This window comes from Kordia periserrulae, from assembly GCF_003054265.1.
GTDB classification, from domain to species: domain Bacteria; phylum Bacteroidota; class Bacteroidia; order Flavobacteriales; family Flavobacteriaceae; genus Kordia; species Kordia periserrulae.
The window spans coordinates 55,713-74,045 of record NZ_QBKT01000002.1 but is presented as its reverse complement, the minus strand read 5'-3'; the positions used below and the strand labels follow the sequence as shown (position 1 = coordinate 74,045).

At 36.2% G+C, this 18,333-nt stretch carries 16 protein-coding genes; 9 read left to right on the top strand and 7 right to left on the bottom strand.

The window, feature by feature from the left end:
• The first annotated feature begins 33 nt into the window (after nt 1–33).
• Nucleotides 34–762 (top strand): GIN domain-containing protein, encoded by a 729-nt coding sequence (locus tag C8N46_RS04420; protein ID WP_108113673.1) that lies wholly within the window; start codon nt 34–36, stop codon nt 760–762.
• A gap of 420 nt (nt 763–1,182) precedes the next feature.
• Here the strand turns inward: C8N46_RS04420 and C8N46_RS04415 are convergent, their stop codons facing one another.
• Nucleotides 1,183–3,585, bottom strand: coding sequence for a glycoside hydrolase family 31 protein (locus C8N46_RS04415; RefSeq protein ID WP_108113672.1), 2,403 nt, complete (start codon nt 3,583–3,585; stop codon nt 1,183–1,185).
• 329 nt (nt 3,586–3,914) lie between these two features.
• On the opposite strand from C8N46_RS04415, the gene C8N46_RS20340 reads away from it, so the two are divergent.
• The gene (locus C8N46_RS20340; protein WP_158269076.1) at nt 3,915–4,073 is read left to right on the top strand and encodes a hypothetical protein; all 159 of its coding nucleotides are present in this window, start codon (nt 3,915–3,917) and stop codon (nt 4,071–4,073) included.
• Nucleotides 4,074–4,222: 149 nt separating this feature from the next.
• On the top strand, nt 4,223–4,396 hold the full coding sequence (locus tag C8N46_RS20335) for a hypothetical protein (protein WP_158269075.1): 174 nt from the start codon (nt 4,223–4,225) through the stop codon (nt 4,394–4,396).
• 78 nt (nt 4,397–4,474) lie between these two features.
• Here C8N46_RS20335 and glgB read toward each other — a convergent pair whose 3' ends face one another.
• From glgB to C8N46_RS04390, 4 genes are all read right to left on the bottom strand, one after another.
• The gene (gene glgB / locus C8N46_RS04410; protein ID WP_108113671.1) at nt 4,475–6,385 is read right to left on the bottom strand and encodes a 1,4-alpha-glucan branching protein GlgB; all 1,911 of its coding nucleotides are present in this window, start codon (nt 6,383–6,385) and stop codon (nt 4,475–4,477) included.
• A 3-nt stretch (nt 6,386–6,388) separates the two neighbouring features.
• Nucleotides 6,389–8,011, bottom strand: a complete 1,623-nt coding sequence (locus C8N46_RS04405) for a maltokinase N-terminal cap-like domain-containing protein (protein WP_108113670.1) — start codon at nt 8,009–8,011, stop codon at nt 6,389–6,391.
• A 295-nt stretch (nt 8,012–8,306) separates the two neighbouring features.
• Nucleotides 8,307–10,244 carry an alpha-1,4-glucan--maltose-1-phosphate maltosyltransferase gene (locus C8N46_RS04395; RefSeq protein WP_108113668.1) on the bottom strand — a complete coding sequence of 646 codons (1,938 nt, stop codon included), beginning with the start codon at nt 10,242–10,244 and terminating at the stop codon, nt 8,307–8,309.
• Nucleotides 10,245–10,521: 277 nt separating this feature from the next.
• Nucleotides 10,522–10,734 (bottom strand): YgaP family membrane protein, encoded by a 213-nt coding sequence (locus C8N46_RS04390; RefSeq protein WP_108113667.1) that lies wholly within the window; start codon nt 10,732–10,734, stop codon nt 10,522–10,524.
• Nucleotides 10,735–10,943: 209 nt separating this feature from the next.
• Between C8N46_RS04390 and C8N46_RS04385 the strand changes: the two genes are divergently transcribed.
• Nucleotides 10,944–11,879, top strand: a complete 936-nt coding sequence (locus tag C8N46_RS04385; protein ID WP_146169726.1) for a hypothetical protein — start codon at nt 10,944–10,946, stop codon at nt 11,877–11,879.
• A 15-nt stretch (nt 11,880–11,894) separates the two neighbouring features.
• On the opposite strand, the gene C8N46_RS04380 is transcribed toward C8N46_RS04385, so the two are convergent.
• Nucleotides 11,895–12,101 carry a hypothetical protein gene (locus C8N46_RS04380; RefSeq protein WP_146169725.1) on the bottom strand — a complete coding sequence of 69 codons (207 nt, stop codon included), beginning with the start codon at nt 12,099–12,101 and terminating at the stop codon, nt 11,895–11,897.
• A gap of 164 nt (nt 12,102–12,265) precedes the next feature.
• Here C8N46_RS04380 and C8N46_RS04375 point away from each other — a divergent pair, with 164 nt between their 5' ends.
• From C8N46_RS04375 to C8N46_RS04345, 5 genes are all read left to right on the top strand, one after another.
• Nucleotides 12,266–13,144: a mechanosensitive ion channel family protein gene (locus C8N46_RS04375; RefSeq protein WP_108113664.1), complete on the top strand. Its 879-nt coding sequence runs from the start codon at nt 12,266–12,268 to the stop codon at nt 13,142–13,144.
• A gap of 531 nt (nt 13,145–13,675) precedes the next feature.
• A complete protein-coding gene (locus C8N46_RS04365) occupies nt 13,676–14,365 on the top strand; it encodes a hypothetical protein (protein ID WP_108113662.1) in 690 nt (229 codons plus the stop codon).
• Nucleotides 14,366–15,316: 951 nt separating this feature from the next.
• Nucleotides 15,317–15,586, top strand: a complete 270-nt coding sequence (locus tag C8N46_RS04355; protein WP_108113660.1) for a hypothetical protein — start codon at nt 15,317–15,319, stop codon at nt 15,584–15,586.
• Nucleotides 15,587–15,648: 62 nt separating this feature from the next.
• Complete coding sequence (locus C8N46_RS04350) at nt 15,649–16,098, top strand: hypothetical protein (RefSeq protein WP_108113659.1); 450 nt, start codon at nt 15,649–15,651, stop codon at nt 16,096–16,098.
• A 189-nt stretch (nt 16,099–16,287) separates the two neighbouring features.
• Nucleotides 16,288–16,764 (top strand): hypothetical protein, encoded by a 477-nt coding sequence (locus C8N46_RS04345; protein ID WP_108113658.1) that lies wholly within the window; start codon nt 16,288–16,290, stop codon nt 16,762–16,764.
• Between the two features lie 296 nt (nt 16,765–17,060).
• Here C8N46_RS04345 and C8N46_RS04340 read toward each other — a convergent pair whose 3' ends face one another.
• Nucleotides 17,061–18,329: a glucose-1-phosphate adenylyltransferase gene (locus tag C8N46_RS04340; protein ID WP_108113657.1), complete on the bottom strand. Its 1,269-nt coding sequence runs from the start codon at nt 18,327–18,329 to the stop codon at nt 17,061–17,063.
• Between the last annotated feature and the right edge of the window lie 4 nt (nt 18,330–18,333).

Genomic DNA, 18,333 nt, shown 5'->3' with positions numbered 1-18,333 from the left:
TTAAACAATATTCACTCTAAACAATCATTCATCATGAAAAAAACAACAGTATTTATCATCGCGCTATTGTTAGCAACTACCGTTTCTCACGCACAATGGGGAAAAAAGAAAATTAAAGGAAATGGAAATGTAACCACCATTACCAGAACAACTTCAGACTACGATGGAGTTAGCGTAGCTGGCTTTTTCGATGTAGAATTGGTCGCTGGCTCGGAAGGAAATATCACCCTGAAAGGAGAATCCAATTTGTTGGAATATATTGAAACCGAAGTAAAAGACGATATGCTAAAAATTAAAACAAAAAAAGGCTATAATTTACGCACCAGCAGAGGAAATTCTTTAGTAATCACAGTACCATTTAGAGATATTAGCAAAGTAGCATTGTCAGGTTCGGGCGACGTATATACAAAAGATATTATTAAAGCAGATACGTTTAAAATGGCATTGTCAGGTTCGGGCGATGTTGTCATTGACGTGGACACGAGAGATTTGACGATGGCAGTTTCAGGTTCGGGCGATATGACAGCAAGAGGAACTACTGACAGTGCGGAATTGGCGTTGTCAGGTTCTGGAGATATTCATGCATACAAATTGAAAGCGAAAAGTGCTAGCGTAAGTTTGGCAGGTTCAGGCGATATTCGATTGTACGCAACCGAGTCTATCAAAGCACGTGTAGCAGGTTCAGGCGATATTGTTTGCAAAGGAAATCCGTCAAAACAAGATACGAAAGTAGCAGGTTCGGGTAGCATTTCTATGAACTAGAAGATTCACAATCAAAATTTGGACAGGCTCTAAAGAGGTTGTTTTAGAAGTGTAGCACATGGTCAGCTTGACGAAGTTTTAAACTTTTAAAACAGCCTCTTTTTGTATATTAACGTGAATTCGAAGTAAGAAATCGACGTATTGTTCGTAATTTACTGATAAATAACTCTTTGTCCGTTGGAGCATTATCGTAGATACCGAACGTAGTTCACAAGAACACTAGAAATGGACATTTTCAAAGTAATCTCGACTGCGCTCGATTTGACATTTATTATAAGTATTTTGAAATTCAGTTAAATATAAGATTGCTAATACCGAACTCACGTTATATTATTAAATCATCGCACCATAAAAAAAGAGCCAAAACATACGCCTTGACTCTTATATCTTGAATCTTTAATCTTGATCCCAACAAAAAATCTAACCGATGATGTGAATTTCAGAGAAATCTTTGTCTACAATAATGTCTCCCGAAGCAGAAGCTTTGACGTCTTTTAAAGGCACGGTAACATTGTCTAACTGAATTTCCTTGATTTTAAACGGCAATCCGTGAATGTTTAATCGGAACTTTTCATATTCACAAATATACTTTCCTTCTTTATGCTGTTGGATGATGAGTTCTTTTGGTTTTCCCGTAATTTTGAAGGTACGCAAACTGTAACGACCTTTGGTATAATCGTAGCCGTCGTGCGCATCATCAAACAATTGTGAGCGTTCTTTTCCTTCCGTGTAATATACATCTAAGGTTACTTCGTCAATTTTCTTTTCGCCTACATATTGTTGTACAGGATATTTTGGAATCACTGCGCCTGCTTTTACAAAAATTGGCATGCTGTCAATTTCGGCATCTACCCATTTTTCTTTTCCACCTTCTACCAATTCATCCGTCCAGAAATTGTACCATTCGCCTCTCGGAATATACATTCTACGACCTTTGCTGTTTGGTTCTTGAATTGGACATACTAAAATTTGATCTCCAAAAATAAATTCATCTGTTCTGTAATGCGTTTGATGATCTTCTTGATCAAACATCACAAGCGATTTCAACAACGGCGTTCCATGATCGACTAAGTTCCAAAATGCCGTGTACAAGTATGGAAGCAACTGATAGCGCAATTCGACAAACTTTCGTACAACATCCGTTACATCTTCATCAAAAGCCCACGGTTCTTGATCGCCATGATCTCCCGAAGAATGCACTCTACAAAACGGATGAAAAACGCCTAACTGAATCCAACGTGTAAATAATTCTCCTTGTGGTTGTTCGGCAAATCCTCCAATATCACTTCCCGCAAAGGAAAAACCAGACATTGCCATGCGTTGTGCTTGTACGTTTGCAATCCATAAGTGTTCCCAAGTCGCAACATTATCGCCTGTCCACGTTGAGGTATAACGCTGCGTTCCTGAATATGCGGCACGTGTTATGACAAACGGACGTTTTGGATAGTTAAATTTCTTCAATCCTTGATATGTAGCACGCGCCATTTGCATTCCGTACACGTTGTGTGCTTTTCGGTGACTACAAGGATTCCCGTCGTAATCGTGGCGTACATCGTCTGGGAAGGTTTTGTTTGGCACTTCCATTACGGCTGGCTCGTTCATATCGTTCCAAACACCTTTGATTCCGATGTCTTCAATGAGTTCTTTGAATAATCCTGACCACCAATCGCGTACTTCTGGTCGTGTGAAATCAGGGAAATAACATTCGCCTGGCCACACTTTTCCTTTCATGTACGGTCCGTCTGCACGTTTACAGAAATAATCTTTGTCTAATGCTTCTTTAAAAACACTGTATTCTTTATCAATTTTGATTCCTGGATCAATAATCGCTACCGTTTTAAAACCATCGGCAGCCAATTCTTTTACCATGCGTTTTGGGTCTGGAAAATGCTCTTTATTCCACGTAAAACAGCGGAAACCGTCCATATAATCAATATCTAAATAAATAGCATCACACGGAATTTTTAAGTCTCTAAATTTTTGCGTGACTTCTTTTACCTTACTTTCTGGATAGTAACTCCATTTACATTGATGGTATCCCAATGCCCAAAGCGGCGGTAATTGATGTGGTTTTCCCGTAAGGTCTGTATAATTTTCTACCACATCTTGCATTTGCGGTCCGTAGATGAAATAGTAGTTCATTTCGCCACCTTGCGCCCAAAAACTCGTTACATTTCTACGCTCATGCGCAAAGTCAAAATAACTTCGAAACGTATTGTCAAAAAAGATTCCGTACGCTTTGTTGTGATGCAATCCTGTATAGAATGGAATGGCTTTGTATATTGGATCGGTGTCTTTTCCATACGCATACGAGTCCGTCACCCAATTTTGAAAACGTTTTCCTTTTAGGTTCAAATGATCTGGCTTATCTCCGAGTCCGAAGTAGCTTTCGCGCTCGTTCACCGTTTTGCTCATTTTTACGATGTTTCCACCGAATTCGTAACTTTCTTCCCAGTGAAAACCGAGTTCATCTTCGTTAATAAGCGTATTGTCTTTTACATCGTACAATTGCACTTTCATGTTTTCTTTCGCGATGTGACAAATCAGTTTGGATGTCGTAACGATGTATTTTTCGTTGTCTTCTTCAATCTCCAAATGATTGTATCCTGTACTCGCGTATTTGGTTATGGCATACGAAAAATCTTTTTCAAAAGTTCCTGTGGTTGTGTATCTAAAACGCAATACACTATCGCGCACAATACGCATTTGCATCACTACATCATTTTCCGCCGTGAAGTATAAAGTATCAACATCTTTGCTGAAATTTATAATTTTAGAAGGAAACAAATTTCCTTTCTGTTCTAACTCCGTATTTACAATCATTTTGCAATTTTTATATAAGCTGTAAAAAAACGGAAAAGTTTAGAATTTTGAAAGCTTTAAAAGCTTGATTTATTAACGATAACGTTGTAGTTGATTATTATTTTGTTACAGAATTGAAAGATGGAAGGATTTCATGGTTGAAAGATGAATTTTGACTCCTCTTACGATTTGTAACGCATCTTGAAAATCTTTTTTTACAACCCAAATACATTTCAAAAAAACAAACCACTGACTAACAGTATTTTGACTTACTTTTTGGCACTTTTGAAAGCATTAAGATTCTTTATTTTATGAAATTATTTTGACAAACCTATCAAATTTTTAAAACCATGAAAAAAAGAACTATCAAATCGTTAGAACTCAACAAAAAGACCATTTCTACATTGGATGCTGCTGAATTAAAAGGAGGAACTACAGTTTCTATTACATGCACAGCAGGTGAAATTTGTATTGAGATTTTCCTTTGGACTATTACATACAAAAATTAATCATTAGTAAATATACTCTATTATAAGAAACGTAGCGAAGCTCATTTGTGGCTTTTGCTTTGGGCATTTTTTGTGAATTAAAAACTCACATAGTTATATCGCTGCTTTTGTAATTTATTTCTATACAACCACTCTAAAAAAACCTAATTATGAAAAAAAGAACAATTAAATCACTAGAATTGAACAAAAAGACAATTTCTACATTAGACCGTGCAGAAGTCAAAGGTGGAAGCACATTACCTACAAGTGCTTATGTATACTCTCCATTAATTCCTTATGCAGTGCAAGCAGCAATTGACGAATTGACGGATTATATCGAATAATATTGTTAAGATTGATATATAATGAATTAGAAGCGAACTGTGGTTCGCTTCTTTTTTGATTTTACTTTGTGTACCTATTTAGGATTTATATTTAAAAGCAACCATCCCTAATGGCGGAATGGTAATTTTTGCAGAATGATTTCTAAATTGCCAGTCTTTTTTCTCTGTTGTGATGGTTTTGTTGACAAAATCGTTGCTTCCAGCGTATTGCTTTAAATCACTGTTGAAAATTTCCTGGAGTGTTCCTTTTTTTGGCAAACCAACTCTGTAATCTTCGCGTGGAATTGGCGTCATGTTGCAGGCAATAATCACATCGTTTTCAGGTTTTTTACCTTTACGGATATAGACCAATACTGAGTTTTCCGCATCGTTGTAATCAATCCACTCAAAACCTTCTGCTGAAAATTGTTTTTCATGTAATGCAGGCTCTGACTTGTAGAGCGTATTCAAATCTTTGATTAAGGTTTGCACACCTTTGTGTACATCGTACTGCAACAAATGCCAATCAAGACTTTGCTGAAAGTTCCATTCTCCACTTTGCCCAAATTCCGCTCCTTGAAAGAGCAAATTCGTGCCTGGATGTGTAAACATGTAGCTGTACAACAAACGTAAGTTGGCAAATCGCTGCCATTCATCTCCTGGCATTCTTCCTAAAATTGAATGTTTTCCATACACCACCTCATCATGCGACAACGGCAACATAAAGTTTTCCGTAAACGCGTAGGTCATGCTAAATGTCAAATCGTTTTGATGGTGTTTTCTATAAATCGGTTCTTTGGCAAAATACTGAAGCGTATCGTGCATCCAACCCATCATCCACTTCATGCCAAAACCGAGTCCACCAATACTTGCTGGTCGCGATACCATTGGAAACGATGTCGATTCTTCCGCAATGGTTTGTACGTCGGGAAACATTTCATAGACAGCTTCATTCATTTCGCGCATGAACGCAATTGCTTCTAAATTTTCGCGTCCGCCAAATTGATTCGGTTCCCATTCGCCATCATTTCGAGAGTAATCTAAAAATAACATTGACGCTACTGCATCCACACGCAAACCATCTGCGTGATATTGATCGAGCCAAAAAATTGCATTACTGATGAGGAATGATTTGACTTCGTTTCTTCCGTAGTTAAAAATCAAACTTTTCCAATCAGGATGATAGCCTTTGCGTCGATCTGGATGTTCGTATAAGTGCGTTCCGTCGAAAAAACCGAGTCCGTGTGCATCTTCTGGAAAGTGCGACGGTACCCAATCTAAGATGATTCCGATGTCGTTTTGATGGAGTTTATCTACTAATAGTTTGAATTCTTCAGGATAGCCAAATCGTGACGTTGGCGCAAAATAACCTGTCAATTGATATCCCCAACTCGGGTCGTACGGATATTCCATGACTGGCATCAATTCGACATGCGTAAAGTTCATTTCTTTTACATAATCGACCAACTCATCTGCCATTTCTGTATAACTTAGAAAACGGTTTTCCTCCATTTTTTTCTTCCACGAACCCAAATGCACTTCGTACACTGAAAAAGGTGCCTCTAAGGCATTGTGCTTTTTTCGTTTGGTCATCCAATCTTTGTCTTTCCAATTGTGCTCAGCATTCCAAACAATAGACGCTGTTTTTGGCGGATGCTCGCAACGACGTGCATACGGATCGGCTTTTTCCGTTTTTACATCGCCGTGATGACTTTGAATTTTGTATTTGTAAATGCTTCCTTTGCCTACATTCGGAATGAATCCTTCCCAAATTCCACTCGAATCCCAACGCACATTGAGTTGGTGTTCGCCTTCTATCCAATAGTTAAAATCGCCAATGACAGAAACGGTTTTTGCACTTGGCGCCCAAACCGCAAAATAGGTTCCTTCGACACCATCAACGGTCATCATGTGCGAACCAAATTTTTCATACAATTTGTAATGTTTTCCTGCTTTGAAGAGGTTGATGTCAAAATCTGAAAATAAACTATGTGGAATTACTTTTGCCATATATTATTTGTGATTGATAATGTTTGTGATGCCTTTCAGCGGAATTACTGCCCAAAGTGGTCGTGAATTGAGTTCGTACCCAAGTTCGTAAATTGCTTTTTCAAGCAGTGAATATTTTAGTAAAAAGATGCGTTCTTGTCGGTAGCCAATGTTGAGATTGGCATCTTGAATTTTTTCGATGTATGTTTTTAAAAAGACACCGATAAAGTATGTATATAACAATTCGCCCGCATCAAAAAGCTCTTGCTGTTCGTGTTTGTACTGTTCGCTGTTATTGAAAATAGTGGCGTAAATAGCGTAATGAAAGCTTCTAAACAAGCCTGCAACATCTTTGAGTGGTGGTTGTTTTACCTTTCTATCACGAATGGTACTTTCGGGTTCGCCTTCAAAATCAAGAATATAAAAATCGTCTTCTTTAACCAAGATTTGACCTAAGTGATAATCGCCATGCACGCGAATTCGTTCGCCTTTGAGTCGTGTCCAATCAAAATTGACCAATCGCTTACGGATGTCGTTTTTATTGTCTAAAAATTCATGTGCCAATTCCAACGATAAATCTTCTAGTTTGTGCAGATTGTTTTCAACAGTATTTAATCTGTTTTGAAATTGATAGAGCAATCTGTTTTTAAGCCACACCGTATAATCGCCGTTAAAGTGCGTTGGTGTAAAGGCAGTTTCTTCAAATTCGCTTCCTAGTGCAATGTGCATTTCGGCGGTACGTTCTGCCAGTTTTTGTACTTTTAAGAAAAGATTCAACCCAACCCAATCAATGATTCTGGGCGGCACATCGCGAATGCTTAAACGCTCAAAGAGTTCCGTTTCAGGCAATTGTGCAATGTCAATGTTTTTGGTTTCTAGTGTTTCAAAAACTTTTTCCAGTTCTTTTAGCATGTAATCCCACGCATCGCCTTCGTTGGGCACCATTTCTTGCATGAGCCCAATCGTAATATTTTCATTGTCAGAATCTACAATACTTAGACTTCCTAAATAGGCTGGCGTATTTTTGAATTGTTTTTTTTCCGACAAGAAACGACTCATTTCATAGTCTGGGTTTTTGTTTGCGTAAATTCTTCGGAAGAATTTCAACACAAAGCTTTCATTGTACACAATAGACGTATTGCTTTGCTCCAAGCCCATAAAACGCGACGATTCATATTCGTCATTGAATAAGATACTTTTGTGATATTGTACACGTGTCAAATCGTTTGGAATGGCAGTGAGAATGCGCTCAAACACTAACTTTCTGAATGCTTCTAAGTTAATGGCGTCAATGATAAATCCTTCTTGGTTTTGTATGCTGATAGATAAAATACGGTCTTCTTGTGCAAAACTTTCATCCGACACAAAAGCAATCGGCAAAAAGTAGTGTTGATAGAAAGCTTCTTCAAAATTCACTTCTAAAATCAATCCGTAATACACTTCGCCATCTCGTTGAATGCGGAAGTATTCCGACAGTTCAATGTATTTCAGTTTGCTAGCTTTTCCACCGTACCAACGCTGTTTTGTAATATAATCTTCCAAGACTTCCGAGAGAAATGCGTTGACAAAGGCTTTGTTTTCCAACAGTGTTTCCCACGAATCGTTAAAGTTATAGTGCGTTTTGGTTTTGATGGTTTTTTTAGTCATGATTCACCGTAATTTTCCTTGAAATTATTCTATGAGTAATGTAAATCAAAATTGAGCCTATATTTCCTAAAATCCAAAAAATAAAAAATATTGGAAGTCTATGAAGTCCGCAATTTGTATGATTGGAATAAATTTCTTGTTCAAATATTTTTAGATTTGGAAATATAAAAATATTTACTATTATAAATACTGTCAAAATTATCCAACCATAATGTATTTTTCCTTTATTTCTCAAGAAGGCATACGCAATGATTTGTATTAAAAAAGTTGCTACTAAGACAGTTACACTCATACGTTATTTTCTTATTTCAAAAATATGAAATGGCAACGTAGGATGCAATTCCACATAATTCCATTCGTCATACCAATTGTAGCTGTTGCCTGTTATTAAATCGTGCACTTCTACTTTGTGACCTTGCTGAATGCCCAAATCGTGCAACGGCAATTGTACTGTTCCTTGTTGCGGATAGTATTGATCTAAACTGATAATGACTAAGATTTCACTCGTTTTATCTTGATTCCACTTGTAAAAACCGATGAGGTTCTCATTTTCAATGTGGCAGAATTTTATGTTGTTGGTTTGTTGCAAAGCTTCGTGCTCGTGGCGTATGTGGTTGATGCGCGTAATGAGCGTTGTCAATTTGTTTTCCTTGAACCAATCGTAGTGACACAATTGAAACTTTTCAGACATGTAATATTCTTCCTTTCCAGGAATGGCTTCGTCAATCATTTGCTCAAATACAGGACCGTAAATTCCGATGTTGGAACATAAGGTTGCCGCTAGCGCATAGCGCTGAATGTACTTTGATTCGTTCGCACCTTGCAAGTGATACGGATTAATGTCTGGCGTATTTGGCCAAAAATTCGGTCGCATGTATTCCTTTTGATCCGTTTGCGTGAGCTCGTTCATGTATTCGATTAATTCATGCTTGCTGTTTCGCCAAGTAAAATACGTGTACGATTGCGTGTAACCTTGCTTTGCCAATTGTTGCATGACTTTAGGTTTGGTAAATGCTTCCGCGAGAAAGAGAACGTCTGGGAATTTCTTTTTGACTTCCGCAATAATCCAATTCCAAAAGTAATACGGTTTGGTGTGTGGATTGTCTACACGAAATACGCGCACGCCACAATCAATCCACTCCAAAAGAATATCCAAACATTCGTTCCAAAGGTTTTGATAATCTTCACTTTCCCAATAAATCGGCAAAATATCTTGATACTTTTTCGGTGGGTTTTCGGCGTATTGTACCGTTCCATCTGGTCGCCATTTGAACCAATCTGGATGTGACGTCACCCAAGGATGATCGGGCGCAGCTTGCAATGCGTAATCCATCGCGATTTCAATTCCGTGTTCTTTGGCTTTGGCAACCAAGCGTTTAAAATCTTCTTTGGTTCCCAATTCTGGATGCACATCTTTGTGTCCGCCGTATTGTGAACCAATTCCCCACGCAGAACCGACATCACCTTTTTTCGCTTCTGTCGAGTTGTTTTTTCCTTTTCGATTCACTTCTCCAATTGGATGAATTGGCGGAAAGTACAAGGTATCAAATCCCATGTTTGCAACGCGTGGCAAGAGACGTTCGCAATCTTTGAATGTTCCGTGTTGTCCTTCAGTTTCTGAAGCTGAGCGCGGAAAGAATTCATACCACGTACTGAATTGTGCTTTTTTACGGTCTACATAAATTTGTAATTCGTGTGAGCTATTCGCTAAGTGTTTTTCTGGATATTTTAGAAAGATTTCGTGCAAACGATGACTTTTGGCTTCCGTAATGGCTTTTTCATACTGTTCAGCATCTTGAAAAGCATCAATACATTCGCCGAGATAGTCGTTTTCTGTTTTGTTGACTTTTTTGAGTAATGGTTTTAGCAATTCTGCACCTTCTAACAATTCCGAAATAATGTATTGATTGTCATCAATTTTGCGTTCTACACCGTGTTGCCAATTCAATGCATAATCTACCCAACCTTCTACTTTGTACGTGTAGAAACCTTGTTTTTCAACGGTAAAAGAAGCTTGCCATTCGTCATTTCCTAGTTCGTGCATGCGCACTTCTTTCCAGGTTCGTTCTTTTTCGTGTTTGTACAGTACCGAAGCGGCAATCACATCATGTCCATCGACTAATACATGCGCATTTACCGTGACGATTTCGTTGACAATTCGCTTGATAAAAAATTCACCTCCATTCAATTGTGGAGAAATATAATCAATAACGACGCGTTTTTGGTTTTGCATTTTTCGAAATAATTAGCGTTTAATTTTTCGAAATTAGTAAAATAAAAAGCAATTTCCCTACTCTTTTCACGATTATCTTACTGAGAGCAACACTATAACGATTGCGTGTTGATTATTAAATCGTTAAATGGTGAAAAATTGATTTCTTGAGGCGATTTTTTAGGATATTTTTACTCTTTGTCAAATGTGAATTTTTATTTTCACGTAAAAAGACAAATAAAAAACGGCTTGCGTTTTCACCCAAACCGTTTTTGATAATTTTAAAGGCAATTGAACCTTATTTTTTTCCTTTGATGCTACACGTACTGATTCCAAAAGGTGCATATAGCGGACAAAAACTGACAAAGCTTGTCAATACAAAAATACCTGCCAGTACCAACAGTATAATGCCTAGTGTACCTGTAATGGTATCTGTAAAGTATAAAGTTGCTACTATTGCTGCAATGATGACTCTGATAATTCTATCTGCAGCGCCCATGTTTTTCTTCATAATTGTGGGATTTTTGGTTAGTTTTTTATGTTTTATTTTTAATCTGTCGTATTAATATTGCTTAATTTACTAAATATGATGAATTCGAAGTAATTATTTTTAATATAAATTTGATTATAAGTAATTTATACTCAATGTCAAATCGAGCATTATTTTATTCCAAGCGTAGTTTGTGATAACTTAGCGTATATAAATTTCAAAACAATCTCATGAAGAGTCAAAGGTATAGTTGTCTACTGATATTTGCTTGTGTGCTTTTTAGCGCTTGTGACAACAGCAAACAGTCAAAAGTTGATAATTCGCAGACAGCTGCTTATACACATGTTTCAACGTCTACCTACGAATTGGCGCAACCTAAAGCTGAGACTACTGCTGTATTGGTGTTGTTTGGTGGTTTTCCAGAGGTCGCGAAAGATATTCAACGAGAATTCAATATTTTAAAAACTGCCAAACAACATCGCATTGCTGTTTTGTATGTTAATTATAATCAAAAGCTTTGGTTTGAGCAGGGCGAATTGGAGTCGCTTTCTCTTCAAATACAAGAGATTTTTACAGCACATACATTGCCAAATAACAAGGTGTTTTTTGGCGGATTTTCCAGTGGTGGTAATGTAGCATTACTTTTGGGAAATTATTTGTCGCAACAAACAACCTTCGCCATACAACCTAAAGGCATTTTTATTGTAGATTCGCCTATTGATTTGGCTGCTTTGTACCGAAGTGCAGAAAAAAATGTTCAACGCAATTTTTCAGATGCTTCCGTGCAAGAAGGTCGATTTTTGCTTGACATGTTGGGAAACCGATTTGGCAATCCCGCAGAAGCCATTGACGAATATGAAAAGTACGCCGTATTTACTGCTGAAACGAACTATACTGATAATCTTGCCAATTTGCACCAAACCAAACTTCGATTGTATACTGAACCTGATACACTTTGGTGGCGACAATACCGCATGGCAGATGTTGAGCAAATGAATGCTTTTTATATAAAACGCCTTGCGGAGCAATTAATCGCAAAAAATTTTAAATACGTGACTTATATTCCTACTGAAAACAAAGGCTATAGAGCCAACGGCGAACGACATCCGCACAGTTGGTCTATTGTTGATAAAGAGGAATTAATCCGTTGGATGCTTAACGACTAAAATTATAACTTTCGACTATTCTGCTGGTTTTTGACAGATGATAGCATCGTTACTTTTTGGATATTCACAAGGTGTTGGATTGCCGTCGTATCCCGGACACGTCACACGATCGGCTGCAAACGTGGGACATACATATTGCGTTCCACCTGTGATTTTTGCTGTGGTTAAATTGGAAATGACATTCTTTTTTAACTTTAGGTTTTTGAGATTTCTTTTTTTCATGATGGTAAAGTATTGGTTTCGTGTTAGTAAGTTACTAAAAACCATGATAAAAAATTTACACAACATTCTTTTTTACCCAAAAATAGCAGGATTGCAAAACGTTTGTTACCTTAGTTGATGATACTATGTATCGCAACAATTAACAAATAGCAAAAAAATATTTTATGGAAGAGCAATTACAATCCTCGTGGTCCAAACTTTTAGAAAAACTTTCTAGCTGGGTAGATTCTGTAGTATTAAATCTTCCCAATTTATTGATTGCCCTCTTAATTTTTGTATTTGCGACTTGGGTTTCTAGAAACATCCAAAGTTTGACCAACAGATATCTCAAAAAAGTCATCAAACAACCTTCTATTCGCGGATTGGTGTCCAATGTTTTTGCCATTTTGATTGTTGTATTGGGAATTATTTTAGCGCTTTCTGTGTTGAATTTAGACGGCACCTTAAAATCTTTACTTGCAGGTGCAGGTGTTGCTGGTTTGGCAGTCAGTTTGGCGTTGCAAGGCACCTTGTCGAATACCTTTTCAGGATTGTTTATCGCGATTAAAGATGAAATGAATATTGGCGATTGGGTAGAAACCAATGGCTATGCGGGAAGAGTGGTCGAAATTGATTTGCGAAACACCAAAATTAAAGAAGCCGATAACAATATTGTCGTAGTTCCGAATCGGATGATTATGGAAAAACCATTTAAAAACTACGGACTCACCAAACGCATCCGAACCACGATTACCTGTGGCGTTGGCTACGAATCGGATTTGCGAAAAGTAAAAAAAGTATCTATAGAAGCCATTGAAAACTTATATCCGCCCAATCGCGGCGAAAATATTGAGTTTTATTATACCGATTTTGGCAATAGTTCCATTGATTTCCTCTTACGTTTTTGGGTAGATGCCCAAGAAAACCTCACCGCTTTGGAAGTAAAAAGTGAAGCGGTCATGACCATCAAAGAAACTTTTGATAAACATGGCATCAACATTCCGTTTCCAATTCGTACGGTTATTCAGCAGAATACCAATAAAGATACAGAGCAGGATTCTTAGCATATTTTTTCAACTTTCTTCCTTTTTTAAGTAGCATATTGCGTCTCGCAGTGTTGCAGGAACGTTTTGTTTGCGTTTGAAAACGTCTCGCAGGTCTGCAGGAAGGTTTCAAATGCGTTGGAAAGTATCTCGCAGGGCTGCAGGAAGGTTTCAAATGTGTTGGAAAGCGTCTCGCAGGGCTGCAGGAAGGTTTCAAATGCGTTGGAAAGTGTCTCGCAGGTCTGCAGGAACCTTTCCCACTCGGGGAATTCCTTCTCACACGTCAGCAGGAACCTTTCCCCCGTATTTTATGTCATTCCTGCGCAGGCAGGAATCTATTCATTGTTTAACATTTGTTATTTTTTTGTAGGTTTTGTAGAAGCCTTATGGAGAACCACATTGTGTATGTATGCGTTTTGTTTTACATTTATGGGGAATAATGGGGAGTTTATGTAAAGTTAGTTCCTGTTATGTATCATATTTAGTGTATAAACAGGAATTTCGTTTATGCGTACGTTGGCATTCATTAGAGAAAATCACAAAAATTAAGTATTGAAGAGAATAATATCACTATCAATTATTGGAATTCTATTTGCAATTGTACTTTACTACTCGTATCAATTCGATAATTTATTTAGAATATTCTTTTTTCTGATTCTAGGAATTTCATTCTCTGTTATTTTCTATAAAACTACAACTGGAAACTATACTGATTACCAAAAAAATAAAAAAGCTATTAGTTATTTACCAACATTAATCGGAATCGGATTTATCCTTTTAAACGTTGGAATATATTACCATTTTGAGAATAAGCTAAATTCACCATCCTTAATCAAAGCCCAAAACCATGGAGTTTACGCTGATTTTAAAGTAAATGGACAATATATAATTAAAAGTGGTAGTTGGGCGACTAAAATACATCAGTATGGAACTTATAAATTAGAGGATAATATAATTATTGCAGACAAATTGAAATATGATGATGTTTTGGTTTCAAATAGATTTCTAATAAGTTTTATTCAAAACTCGGATTTAACTAATCTGTTAGAAATTGAAAGTTTTGAAAGCGGAAAATATCTATTGCAAATTGACTCAAGCGGAAATGAAATTAAAAACAAGCTTCTAAATTTTGACAAAGAACATAATAAAATATTTAGTTCATATAAATTTGAAATAACAGAAGACAATAGAAAACACTCAAACGCAGGAAAAACAGAAAACGGAATTATGCCGAATAATTAGAAATCTGAATAAAAACAACGAAATGCCAACACCGTATAAAATTAGTTGCTTGGTCAAAGCCAACTTACGAAAATCCTCGCGGATTTTCTATTTGGTTTGTATTTGCTAAATTAGGTGCTTAAAACACGCAATAAACCATATACATAAACGTAAGCAAGCTGAAAAAAGAACCGAATTGAAATACACATTTCTAATTTTATTATTGACTTTTACTTCGTTAAATACTTTCGGACAAAATTCTGACTGGACTTATTTAAGGCACAATCATAATTATGGCACAACTTACTCATACGGAATAACGGAAATAACAATTCATTCCGACTCTACTTACACTTGGAAAAGTTGGTGCGTTAATAATAAAAAGGAATGGAAAACTTATAAGGAATACGAACCTGAAATAAGTAAAGGAAAAATTACTCGGAATGGAGAATATTATATCCTGACTGAATATCGGAATGGAAATAAAACGGATTTTAATTGGACAATAAAATTTAATGACAGACGCTTGAACTTTTATTATCCAAATAAAAATGAGAGATTAAAAGTAAGTGCTAAATATAAAAGGATTTGAAAAACCGAAAAGAACCAGCTTACAACAATGTAGAACCGTATTTACGATAGATTCGACTACGTCCGAATCTTTTCGGGAGCTACTGAAGCTAGCTTCTTTAACCTAAAATCAATGCATATAAACTCGTAACTAACGGTTATATGTGACCGTTGTTTATAATTGAAATGAACATAATAAAATACATAGGACTAATTCTGATTTTGGTCTTCGGAATATTAATTAAACCAATTCTTTGGTTCTTTTCATTATTTGTAACTAAAGATATGACTGTCTATTACCATAATGTTAGATGTTTCAGTCACCATAATTGCAATTGTGATTTCAGTTGGTATGACTCATTCCATTCTCAAGTTGATTTTGAAAAATTTGATAGAACGATTTTGAACTTATTCAAGCCGTTGGGACATACTGAATGGTATTCACCGAAGCCGAAAATCAAATTTCTATTTTATGAATACGGAGCTGAAAATCCTGAAGGCGGCTTCATTTATGAGTGTAAAACTTGTAATCAATTATGGGAATTGTCAGTTCCTGAAAACGCACATAGGGGATACTTTAAAGGAATTGATTTGAATAAAGAAGAAATCGAAAAATATTTAAAAGAAGAGGCACACACAAAAATGGATAAAATGCACGTCCAATCAACCTAACCGATTTGCACAACGCTTTAACTAAAACGTTAACTTTCATTCCCAAAAAATAACAATTGAATATGAACATACTAAGAAAAAAAGATGAAATCCTTGCGGCTCTCGGAAACATGAGAGCTATGAAGAAATTACATGTAGACACGTATACTGAGGATAAAATTAAAAATATTTCAGGAGTAAAAATTGCTGAATCAAAAGACGGACAATTTTGGATTGAATTTCAAGAACTTAATGGAATTCTTTTTATGAATTCAACAATTTTATCTAAAATTGATTTGAAAACATTTAAAGGAGCCAAAATAATATTATTGACTGAGGAATATGAAATAGAGATTGACTCTGACGAAAAGACAATAGAATCTGATTTCTCTAATGTTTCTAATACATGGATTACTAAAGTAAGTTTTATTATAGAACAAAAAGAGAGAGAAATCATTGAAAATAGAGAATTCGAAGAACTAGCGTATATTTACAAAAAAAGAAAGTTAAGTTTGATAGCAAAAAAACAATAAACTTTTAACTAGCCAAAAAAATCAAATCAAATACCTTTTAAAAATGAAAAAAAACTCTTTTTGAGTTACAACAGCGAACTACCAGTTTTTCTCTGAAAAAATGAATTCCCGCATAAACTCCTAATGTAATAGAGATTTAATTATTTTCTTTGCCATATTAAGGATAAAAATCAAATTCCATAAAAAACTATGCTACCAAACGTATCACAAGCATCTATAACTAAAGGAATCTGGCTTGTTCACAACGACGGAATCAATACCATTCACTTTTTTGGATCAAATACAGGAAAAGAAAAAGTATTCTTAAACGAAGCGTTAGTTTCTGAAAAAAGAAGCTTAAAGCTCAATAATCATCATGAATTTCAAGATGCGAATGGCAATACGTATGAAGTTAAGTGTGCAACTACCAACCTAATGAAAGGAGAAATGACATACGCAATTTATAAAAACACAGAAGTCATCAAAAACTTTGAACTCCGTTTTGAAAGAGGCAATAATATTAACTTCAAGCGACTTTTGATACTAGTCATTCTATCTGTGGCTTATGCTATTATTAGTCATGAACTTAAACTTCCTGATTTTGCGTTTTTTATTTTTGTGGGTGTGATGTTAACAGTTCATTTTATGACTAGAAAGTCAACAGAAATAATTATAAAAGAAGAGTAAAAAACAGCTACCATCATAAACCAAAAAATCCCGTTTTATAAAACGGGATTTGATATGATATTTTAGTAAAATATCTTTAAAAATTAATCTGTCCACTGCGCGGAATAATCAATATGTCCCGCACCGCCGTTGATTTCAAATTGTGTATTTTGTTGAATTTGATGTTCTTGTAACGTTGAAATGTTTTTTGTGGTTTCTTTCATGATTGTAATTTTTATGTGAATAATTTTAAAGATAAAAAAAATCCTGCTTCAAAAACAGGATTTTATAGTATTCTTTTTTTTTGTAAAAGAAGTTTATTGTATGATTGTCCCCTTAGGAATGACCGCATCTTTTTTAATCACCACAATTCCATCTTTGATAAAATAAGTTGGTGTTTCTGTGTCTTTTAGATGTTTTCCACCGTTGATTTTTACATCATCGCCAATACGACAGTTTTTGTCGATAATGGCGTTTTTGATATAACAACGCTCGCCGATTCCTGAAAGAATATCAATTCTTCGCTCGGCAATTTCTTTTAACGATTCGTAACTATCACTTCCCATCATATAGGTGTTGATGATAACGGTGTCTTTTCCAATACGCGAACGAATTCCAATCACAGAACGCTCAATTTTAGACGCCTGAATGATACAACCGTCAGAAATAACCGTATTGTTCAGCGTAGTTCCTGAGATTTTAGAAGTCGCGAGAATACGCGCGTTGGTGTAGATTCTGTATTTTTGGTCGTACAAATTGAACTTCGGAATATTATCCGTCAATCCTAAATTGGCTTCAAAGAACGAATCAATATTTCCAATATCTGTCCAATAGCCTTCGTACTGATAACTTACGGTTTTGTGTTTGTCAATGCTTTGCGGAATGATTTCTTTTCCAAAATCGACCGTATCAGGATTGCTCATCAATTCAATCAACAAATCGCGGTTAAAAATGTAAATTCCCATCGACGCCAAATACTTTCTACCTTCTCTTTCCATGTCTTCGCCTACATCCGATGTCCAATCAGGTAACAAATCTGCCGCAGGCTTTTCAATAAACGACGTAATCACATTTTCCTCATTGGTTTTCATGATACCAAACGACGTGGCATCTTTTGCAGTTACAGGATAGGTAGCAATGGAAATTTCTGCTCCCGATTTTTCGTGCTTGTTAATCATATCGTTAAAATCCATCTGATACAATTGATCGCCCGAAAGAATCAACGCGTATTCAAAATCATTCTTTAAAAAGTGATGCATGCTCTGTCGTACCGCATCTGCTGTTCCTTGAAACCATTTGTCACTCGAAATGGTTTGTTCTGCCGCAAGGACATCCACAAACGCCGAACTAAAAAAGCTAAAGTGATAGGTTTTGGAAATATGTTTATTCAACGAAGCCGAATTGAACTGCGTCAACACATACATTCGTTTGATATCGGAGTTGATACAATTAGAAATTGGAATGTCTACCAAACGGTATTTTCCTGCAATTGGTACGGCTGGTTTGGAGCGCGCTGCGGTTAATGGATAGAGGCGAGAACCTTGTCCGCCTCCGAGAATGATACTTAATACTTTGTCGTTTATCATGGTA

Coding starts and splice junctions, on each gene's coding strand:
- C8N46_RS04340 (WP_108113657.1), bottom strand. CDS start 18,329: ATGATAAACGACAAAGTATTAAGTATCATTCTCGGAGGCGGACAAGGT.
- C8N46_RS04350 (WP_108113659.1), top strand. CDS start 15,649: ATGAACATACTAAGAAAAAAAGATGAAATCCTTGCGGCTCTCGGAAAC.
- C8N46_RS04385 (WP_146169726.1), top strand. CDS start 10,944: ATGAAGAGTCAAAGGTATAGTTGTCTACTGATATTTGCTTGTGTGCTT.
- C8N46_RS20340 (WP_158269076.1), top strand. CDS start 3,915: ATGAAAAAAAGAACTATCAAATCGTTAGAACTCAACAAAAAGACCATT.
- C8N46_RS04375 (WP_108113664.1), top strand. CDS start 12,266: ATGGAAGAGCAATTACAATCCTCGTGGTCCAAACTTTTAGAAAAACTT.
- C8N46_RS04380 (WP_146169725.1), bottom strand. CDS start 12,101: ATGAAAAAAAGAAATCTCAAAAACCTAAAGTTAAAAAAGAATGTCATT.
- C8N46_RS20335 (WP_158269075.1), top strand. CDS start 4,223: ATGAAAAAAAGAACAATTAAATCACTAGAATTGAACAAAAAGACAATT.
- C8N46_RS04405 (WP_108113670.1), bottom strand. CDS start 8,011: ATGACTAAAAAAACCATCAAAACCAAAACGCACTATAACTTTAACGAT.
- C8N46_RS04420 (WP_108113673.1), top strand. CDS start 34: ATGAAAAAAACAACAGTATTTATCATCGCGCTATTGTTAGCAACTACC.
- C8N46_RS04415 (WP_108113672.1), bottom strand. CDS start 3,585: ATGATTGTAAATACGGAGTTAGAACAGAAAGGAAATTTGTTTCCTTCT.
- glgB (WP_108113671.1), bottom strand. CDS start 6,385: ATGGCAAAAGTAATTCCACATAGTTTATTTTCAGATTTTGACATCAAC.
- C8N46_RS04395 (WP_108113668.1), bottom strand. CDS start 10,244: ATGCAAAACCAAAAACGCGTCGTTATTGATTATATTTCTCCACAATTG.
- C8N46_RS04390 (WP_108113667.1), bottom strand. CDS start 10,734: ATGAAGAAAAACATGGGCGCTGCAGATAGAATTATCAGAGTCATCATT.
- C8N46_RS04345 (WP_108113658.1), top strand. CDS start 16,288: ATGCTACCAAACGTATCACAAGCATCTATAACTAAAGGAATCTGGCTT.